Genomic DNA, 6,684 nt, shown 5'->3' on the forward strand with positions numbered 1-6,684 from the left:
GTTGGCCAGCACGTGCAGGCGGGCACTGCTGGGCAGGTTCAGCACCTCGGCAGCGGGCAGGGCCACGCGCGCCAGCGGCTGCACGGGCGGGGCAAGGGTACGGTCGAGCATGAGAATATCAGACATGGGGAGAGTAATGAAAAGAACGTCATGCTACGCGTAGTCGAAGCACCTCAACCGCGCAAGTAATTGATTTACTAGTGCACGCGAGATGCTTCGACTACGCGCAGCATGACGTTCGGAAGGTTAGATAACCGAAACTTAATTCGACGGGTTTTCGCCGCCGGTGCCGCCCGCGCCGTTCTCGTCGAAGGCATCGGCCAGCTTGTTCAGGTTAAAGTGCAGGCCCACGCGAATAGTTTGGGCCAGCGGGTTGTTCTTAGTACCGCTGCCGGTGGGTACCAGGTAAGTGCCATCAATGCCGAACACCTGGTAGCGCACGCCCAGGCCCAGGCTCACGTACTGGCGGTCGCCTTTGTCGGGTGCCTCGTAGAAATAGCCGCCGCGGGCGTACAGCAGGTCGTTGTAGTTGTATTCAAGGCCGGTCGAGAGCACAATCTCGCGCAGCTCTTCCTTAAAGCCGCCCGGCGCGTCGCCAAACGAGCTGAACAGTGCACCTACAATCGACTGGTTGTTGCGCTCGGTGTTTTTGTCTTTAATACGCTGCAGCTGCACCGGGTCGGTGGGGCTGGTCAGGTCCTCGTAGTAGGGCGAGGGCACCAGCAGCTTGCTGGCGTCGAAAGCCAGCGTGATTTTGTTGTACTGGTCAATCTCGCGCGTAATGGCCGTACCCAGCTTCAGCGTAGTGGGCAGGAAGCTCGGGTTCTGCGGGTCGGTGTAAGTAATCTTGTTACCCAGGTTGCTGATGGCCCCACCCAGCGCCAGGTTGTAGATGCCCGTGCCAATCGTCAGGTCCTTGTGGTAGTACACGCCCAGGTCGACGGCCGCCGCGTTGCCGGGCTTGGCATCGTTGTTATTGATGGCCCCTACCAGGTTGGAGCGAATGTAGCGGGCCGACACCCCCAGGCCCAGGTTATCGGTCAGTTGCAGGCCGTACGAAACCGCGAAGGCGTACTCTTTGGGGCTGAACGAGCCGTAGGGCGTGTTGTTGGGCGTGCGATAGTCGATGGTACCCAGGTCGAAGTACATCAGCGACGCCCCGAAGGCCGAGCGCTGCCCCACTTTGCCGTAGCCCGACAGGTAGGAGATGCTCATGTCGTCGGTGATGTTGCGCAGCCAGGGCGAGTACGACACGCCCACCGAGTACTTGTAAGGCACGAAGCCTAGCTTACCGGGGTTGAAGTACGAGGCGTTGGCATCGGGGGTAGTGGCCACGCCGGCATCGCCCATGGCCGAAGCCCGGGCGTCGGGCGCCAGTGTCAGAATGGGCACTGCCGTGGTGATGGTGTGGGGGTTGGCTTGATTCTGAGCCTGGGCCGTGGCGGCCGAAGCCAGCAGGCCCGCCGCCAGGGCCAGGCGCGAACGCGAAACGGTTACTTGCATAGAAGGGAACGATGAGGCCAAGGCGCGGCCGGGGCGCAAAGAAAGGCGGAAATAAGATTAATTGAGAATGACGAGTTTTTCATACTTCGAAGCGACCGACTGCGTGCGCTGCGAACGCACGGTCAGGCGGTACACATACACCCCTTTGGCCAGCGGGTCGTCGAAATCATCACGACCATCCCAGCTCAGGCTGCGCGAGTAGCCGTCGGTAGTTGCCACGCTGGTATTCAGCGTGCGCACCAGGTGGCCGGCTACCGTGAAAATCTGCACCTGTACGTCGAGGTTGTCGGGTTCGGCCCCGGCCTGGTTGTGCTCGAAGAAGAACGTGGTGTGGTGGGCAAACGGATTGGGGTAGTTCAGCACGTGGTCGAGGGCCAGCTTCTCGTCGTGCGCCACCACGAATTCCACAGTGCGCTCAGCCGAGTTGTTGTACGTATCCCAGGCCTTTAGTGTGATGGTGTGCGGCCCGGGTGCGAGGTCTTTATACGGGTTGTTGACGCGGCCAGTCGTGAAGTCGCCCACGCTGGCTACATACGTATCATTCAGCACCAGCAGTTTGCTGGGGTCGCGGTCAATGATGGCCGTGATGTCGTGCCCAATGCCAGCCCCGGTCGTATTGATGCCGCTTTCATCCTGCAGCCTGGCCAGCAGCGTAGTGTTCTGGGCCGTGAGTCCGCCGAAGGCAAACTGCTCACTGTCCATAAACAGGTTGATTTCTGGTGGCTTGGTGTCGGTGGGCGCCCCTTTGTAGGCACCGCCCACCTTCGGCACCTGGTAGCCGTTGGCATCTACATCGTGGCCGGTATCGAAGGCGTACAGGCTGATTTTGCCGACGCCCACGCTATAGTTGATATCCTTGGGCACCACAAAGCTCAGGCTGAACTGTCCGTTCACCACCTCGGCCTGCCCGCCATAAATCACGCTTTCCTGCACCACCACCGGCCGGGGTGCGTCGTCTGGCCCGCTGTAGGCTTTGCCCACCTCGTCGCCCAGCGTCATCACCGTCGTTGGCTTGTCGTAGATGATGACCTGCGCCCGACCAGTGAAATTGGTGTTCAGCGCGCCGCCATTCAATACTTTTCCGTGCAGCCGCACCCGCGACAGCGCCAGCAGTGTATCGGCCGTTACCCACGCACCCTTCGGGTTGCGGCGCCGAATACTATCAAGCTCAACGGTTTGACGCGGGTAGGCCAGCGTCATGCTCGGGTCGGCGAGCAGCGAATAGTTCCGGTTGTTGATGACGCCTGGCTGGCCCAGCCCCGGATAAGCATTTTTACTCGTCATAATAGCCGTGCCAATGGCGGGGTACTGGCCGGTGCTCAGCGGCTGTAGCACCCTATTGAAGTAGGCCTTATTCAACTCGGCGTTCGCACCTGCCTCCACAACCCGCGTGGTAGTGAACAGGCCAATGGCACCGCCACTGATGTTATCGGTGAGCAGTTGCTCGCCGGCCGAGGTGAAATCAGGGTTGTCGTAGGTGCTGAAATCGCAAGTTCCGGTAGTGAAGAATGTCAGGTTGTTGACGTTGCGCAGCGCCATTACGGAGGCGTTACTCACAATCTGCTCATCGGCCCACCCCTTAGGGCCACCATGGCCTAAGTAATTAATAATCAGCGAACCCTGCTCCACCGACTGGTCGATGGCCTGGTTGCACTGTGGCGAGCGCTGCCCGGCAGCCACCGATAACTGCGGGTATAGGTCGAGGTATACCTTGTGCACATTGTAGGCGGGATGATTGGTCTGGATAATATCGGCAATCAACTCCGAGCCAGCGCCCACAAACAGGTCATTATTACCATCATCCGATACCAGCGTGATGCGGTTGCGCCACTTGCCAAACGCCGCGTCGGCATCGTAGCTTTTCACCTTGTCCACCATGGTTCGGGCCTGGTCGGTGTTGGTGAGCTCGCCCTTGGGCTGGCGCACCGGCAAGCGGCCCACGCCAATGTCGAGCAGTTCAGTGCCGGGCGTAATCTCATTCCATTCACCCTCGTCGTCGTCAAGCAACGCGTAATAATCGTCCGACGAATAACTGCTGGTACCGCCAAACGCCGTCAGCGACTCGCGCGATTCGTAAGTGGGCACGTAGTTCTGGTTAGCCTTGTCGAAGTCGGCATCGCTCTTGAATGGCACCCGGTCGCGCCACCACGTCGGCTCAAAATCCTTGTTATTGTAGGGGTCCGACTTGTAGTCGAACGACGCATCGCCGAACAGCAGCAGCTGCAGGTGCTTGCCCGGCGAAGCGCGCTGGTAAATCTGCTTCATGAAGTCGCGGATGGCCGTCACGTCCTGCCCACCCGAGCCGTACTCGTTATATATTTCGCTGGTCGTTACCACGGCGGCGCGCAGATTATCGTGCAGGGCACGGTAGTCGGCCAGACGCTGAGCCTGGGCCCGAAACACGGGCGCGGTCACAATCACCAGGTCGAGGCGCTGGTCGAGGTTGAGGGCGTGCAGGTTTTGGTTGGGCACTTTGCCGAAGGCGCGTGGCACGGCAAACGCGCCGCCGCGCTCCAATGCCACAAATTCGCGCACCGTATCGGCCGGGGCCACCACCGCTCCGGCATCGAGCGGGCGGGCCAGGGGGCGGCGCGGGTTGGTCACGTCCCACACCTGGGTGGCGGCCGTGGTGCCCGTCAGCACGTAGCGGTTGCGGGCACCGGCGCCAATGTTGGCCAAGGTGCGAAATTCGAGCTGGGCCCCGTTCATCCGGAGCTGGCGCTCGGCGTTTAGGTCGAGGTAGTCGAGGTAGCCGGCGGCGCTGGCATCAGAGCTGTTGTAAGTCAGGCCCACTTTCAGGTCGTTGCCGGTGTTGGCCAGCGTGGCCTGTAAGATTGATTGGCTGGTGGTGGCCACGGCGCAGTAGTCGCAGGTGGGGCGCGCGCCGAGCGTAAGACTGCCCAACGCCGTCCCGTTCAGCGTTGCCTGAAAGGAACTGTTCGTAGCCGACGAGGCCAGCACGGCCGTGTATACCCGCACCGGCGTGGTGGTCACCAAGTCCGGAATGCCGGCAAGCGTAATATCCTGCTGCCCGCCAGCCCGGAATCCTTCGCCCACCCACATGCGGCCCGAGTGCAGCAAGTTGGCCAGGTCGTGCTCATAAAACGCGCGGTACGTGAAGGTACTCACCGTGCTTGCCCCCGTGGCGGGCAACGCGGCCACCGTTGGCACGCGTAATCCGGCGCGGCTATTGGCCCCCACAAAGTAGTAAGTGGTATCGGTATAGATGTTGTTCCGATGCCGGAACATTCCGCCCTGAGCTTCCCACGTATGCGCTCCCGGCGAATAGAAGAGGAAGTACTCGTCGTCGTCTAATACGTTGTTATTGTTGCTACTAACAAACAGGATGTTGTTTTCGGCCAGGTCGTCGGGCCGCGGGGTGGCATTGGGCTGGGGCAGAATCCCCATTGAGTTGCCGTAGAGATGGAAGTTGTTGGGGTTGAGTGTGGCGACGTTCAGCCCCATCTTGCTCAGCGTGGTTTTGTCGAGCTTGTAGATACCGCTTTCGGCCACGCCGATTTTAAACCAGTCGCCGCTGGACAGCACCGAGCTGGGGCCGTACACGTGGGCGGTGTTGGCCGTAGTGCGGGCTGCTACCGGCTCGTAGCGGTAGTCGAAGGCCACGAGGCGCTCGGGCTGCCCGGTTTGCGGGTTGCGGCGCGCCGGGCGCACGCTCAGGTACGTCACGGGCAGCTTCATCTCGGTGCCGGTGGTCAGGTGCGGCTCGGGGCCGGCCGGCAGCTTCGCCGCATTGAACAGCCTGGCGTCGGCCGGCTCAAACGGCTCATACACCAGGTTCAGCAGCTCGCCCTGGGTGGCGGCGCCGCGCAGGCGCAGGGTATACCAGCCCACCTGGTCGTCGAAGGCAACGCGGGCCTCGGCAAAGGTGGGCACTTTCTGCCGGCGGGTACCCGTGGACGGTACCTCGGCGTAGCCACCCCATTTAATCGCACCGTGCACAGTGGTTTGAGCCTGCACCGGAACCGATGCGCCCAACGCCGCCAGCATACCTACCACCCCAATCAAGAGAGAAAAAAAACGCATATACACCTGACAGTTTGCTACGTATCGCCGGTACGGCCGCCCCCGCAACAGTGAGACGGGCCGGGGGGTTCGCCAACCGGCCGCTTCTTTAACCACTGAAAGCGAAATTTATTGCCGGCCCGCCTTCGAATATTGCCATGTATCAGCGTGCAGCCGACTTAGGTACCGACAGCAGCACGTAGAGCAGTACCACCAGCGGCACGGCCGCCGCCTGCAGGCCCAGCACCAGCCCGGCCGCCAGCAGCAGAAAGATAAAGCGGCGGCGGTTATCGGACCAGCGCAGGCTTTTGAATTTCAGCGCAAACAGCGGCAGCTCGGCCACCAGCAGGCCCGAGAGCAGCACGGCCAGGCCCACCAGCACAATGGGGTTCAGCACCACGTCGCGCAGCCCGAACCGGTCGTGCGCCAGAATGAGCGGCAGCGAGGCCACCACCAGCGTGCAGGCCGGCGTAGGCAGGCCGATGAAGGAGGTCGTCTGCCGGGTGTCGTTGTTGAACTTGGCCAGGCGCAGGGCCGAGAAGATGCTCACTAAGAATCCCAAGTAGGGAAGCATCACCAAGGCACCCAGCAAAAAGGCATTTGTCGTTACGGCTTCCGGGTCGCTCATTCGGCCGAGCAACTGAAATAGGATGGCGCCCGGCACTACGCCAAACGATACCATGTCGGCCAGCGAGTCGAGGTCTTTGCCAATGGCCGACGATACGCGCAGGGCACGGGCCAGCAGGCCATCGGCAAAGTCGGCCACGGCGGCGGCGGCCACAAACCAGGCCCCGGTTTCGAGCCGGCCGGCGAAAATATGGGTAAGCGCCAGGCAGCCGCACAGCAGGTTGAGACAGGTGACGGCGTTAGGCAAGTGTCGTTTCAAGGGGCAACAAAGAGTTAATAATGAATAAGTAGCAATGGCTAACCGGTAACAAATAATGAGCGACGGCGCTTCGGCAGCTACCTCAGTGGTTCACTGCTCGCTGTCGGCGGCTTCTTATCAGTTGCTCATTGCAGAAACGGGTTGCTGCGGCGCTCCTCGCCGATGGTGGTGGCGGGGCCGTGGCCGGGGTACACGGTGGTGTTGTCGGGCAGGGTCAGCAGCTCGGTGGCGATGCTGCGCAGCAGCGTGGCGTGGTCGCCGCCGGGCAGGTC

General features: G+C 61.5%; 3 protein-coding genes. All 3 read right to left on the reverse strand.

Features of this window, described 5'->3' with window-relative positions; all coding sequences use genetic code 11:
- Positions 1–261: 261 nt before the first annotated feature.
- The 3 genes from porV to ACYVDE_RS11630 all read right to left on the reverse strand — a co-directional run bounded on the left by porV (position 262) and on the right by ACYVDE_RS11630 (position 6,412).
- The gene (porV, locus tag ACYVDE_RS11620; RefSeq protein WP_460501714.1) at positions 262–1,503 is read right to left on the reverse strand and encodes a type IX secretion system outer membrane channel protein PorV; all 1,242 of its coding nucleotides are present in this window, start codon (positions 1,501–1,503) and stop codon (positions 262–264) included.
- A 57-nt stretch (positions 1,504–1,560) separates the two neighbouring features.
- Positions 1,561–5,547, reverse strand: a complete 3,987-nt coding sequence (gene porU, locus ACYVDE_RS11625; RefSeq protein WP_460501715.1) for a type IX secretion system sortase PorU — start codon at positions 5,545–5,547, stop codon at positions 1,561–1,563.
- Between the two features lie 142 nt (positions 5,548–5,689).
- Entirely contained in the window at positions 5,690–6,412 is a 723-nt protein-coding gene (locus ACYVDE_RS11630) for a CDP-alcohol phosphatidyltransferase family protein (RefSeq protein ID WP_460501716.1), read from the reverse strand.
- Between the last annotated feature and the right edge of the window lie 272 nt (positions 6,413–6,684).

This window comes from Hymenobacter agri, assembly GCF_054778495.1.

Coding starts and splice junctions, on each gene's coding strand:
- porU (WP_460501715.1), bottom strand. CDS start 5,547: ATGCGTTTTTTTTCTCTCTTGATTGGGGTGGTAGGTATGCTGGCGGCG.
- porV (WP_460501714.1), bottom strand. CDS start 1,503: ATGCAAGTAACCGTTTCGCGTTCGCGCCTGGCCCTGGCGGCGGGCCTG.